This window comes from Pseudomonas sp. SIMBA_067, assembly GCF_046534675.1.
Classification (GTDB): domain Bacteria; phylum Pseudomonadota; class Gammaproteobacteria; order Pseudomonadales; family Pseudomonadaceae; genus Aquipseudomonas; species Aquipseudomonas putida.
Window position 1 is genome coordinate 1 of the sequence record NZ_JAWRYH010000237.1, and the last position, 297, is coordinate 297.

Genomic DNA, 297 nt, shown 5'->3' on the forward strand with positions numbered 1-297 from the left:
CCAAAGAGCTGCGCCTGCTGTTCAAGGATTCCGACAAGGAAATCGAACTGCGATGCGGCGCCAATATCCCGTGGATTTTCGACAAGGAAGGCGAGCCGGGTTTTCGTGATCGCGAGCAAGCGATGATCGCCGAACTGTGCGCGCTTGATGGCGTGGTCCTGGCCACCGGCGGCGGCGCGGTGATGCGCGAAGCCAACCGCCAGGCATTGCACCAGGGTGGTCGGGGTGATCTACCTGCACGCCTCGGTGGAGCAGCAGGTTGGCCGTACCGCGCGCGACCGTAATCGCCCGCTGCTT

1 pseudogene is annotated in these 297 nt (G+C 63.6%); it reads left to right on the forward strand.

Annotated elements, in window-relative coordinates:
- A pseudogene (locus tag SB765_RS28900) lies at window positions 1-297 on the forward strand (shikimate kinase); the annotation flags it as partial.